Below are 1,171 nucleotides of genomic sequence, written 5' to 3'. Positions count from 1 at the left end.
CGGGACCCTTGAGAACAGGACGTTCGAAAGGGAGCCTACAGGGATGATGAGATGGACACCTCTTGCCAATACGGCGTCACGATGCGCCAAGATTGAGTTACCTGAATCAATCGACAACAAGAGGTGCCCACATGAACGTTACCTTGATCGGGATTGATCTCGCAAAGTCCGTCTTCCAAGTCTGTGCCGTGAATCAAGCCGGCAAGCCGGTCTTTAACCGGCAGGTGAAGCGCCAGCGACTGCTGGCGCTGCTCTTGGAATACCCGCAAGCTCTGGTCGCCATGGAGGCCTGCAGTGGCTCCAACTACTGGGGGCGCACCCTTCAGAGGCACGGCATGGACGTTCGGCTCATCCCGCCCCAGCATGTTAAGCCCTTCGTCAAAGGCAATAAGAACGACCGCAACGATGCTTTCGCCATCACCGAAGCCGCGCAGCGGCCTCAGCTGCGGTGTGTGCCGCCGCGCACCCTGGCCCAAACTGACCTGATCCAGATGCACCGGGTGCGCGAACGCCAGGTCAACCAGCGCACCGCCCTCACCAATCAAATCCGGGGCTTGCTCAATGAATACGGCATCGTGCTCCCTCAAGGGCGCCGGCGGCTCCAGAGCGCCTTGCCGGGTCTGCTTGAAGACGCGGACAACGAGCTGACCCCCGAGGCCCGAGTGCTGCTTGAGGAGCTGCTGGTCGAGTGGCACCAACGCGACGCCGCCATCGACCGACTCGACCGGCGTATTGACCGGCAGGCCAAAGGCAGCGACGCCGCCCAGCGTCTGATGACCGTTAAAGGCATCGCCGAGAAGACCGCCACTGCTCTCGTTGCCCACGCCGGTGACGGGCGGGCCTATCGCAATGGCCGAGAGCTGGCTGCCAATCTTGGTCTTGTACCCTGCGAACACTCCAGCGGTGGTAAACAGAACCTCGGAGGCCTGACACGGCGCGGCAACACGTATCTACGACGAATGCTGATCCAGGGTGCCTGGTCAGTGCTGCGTAACGCCCACAGGAATCACGACCGGCTGTCGTGCTGGGCCCGCCAGGTCGCGGAGCGACGCGGCAAGCATAAGGCCGTGGGCGCCATCGCCAACAAGATGGCTCGCATTAGTTGGGCCTTAATGTATTACCAACAGAGTTACCGGCCCGCCTGAGCCGGGCGCTTCAGGCCACACCAGGA

The 1,171-nt window shown here is 62.0% G+C and carries 1 protein-coding gene; it reads left to right on the top strand.

The features are described 5' to 3' along the window. Nucleotides 1-131: 131 nt before the first annotated feature. Complete coding sequence (locus IM760_RS18765) at nucleotides 132-1,145, top strand: IS110 family RNA-guided transposase (protein WP_204431741.1); 1,014 nt, start codon at nucleotides 132-134, stop codon at nucleotides 1,143-1,145. Nucleotides 1,146-1,171 lie beyond the last annotated feature (26 nt).

The organism is Alloalcanivorax marinus, from assembly GCF_016906305.1.
Taxonomy (GTDB): Bacteria; Pseudomonadota; Gammaproteobacteria; order Pseudomonadales; family Alcanivoracaceae; genus Alloalcanivorax; species Alloalcanivorax marinus.
The sequence above is the reverse complement of the archived record's forward strand: the minus strand, read 5'-3'. Positions and strand labels throughout refer to the sequence as shown.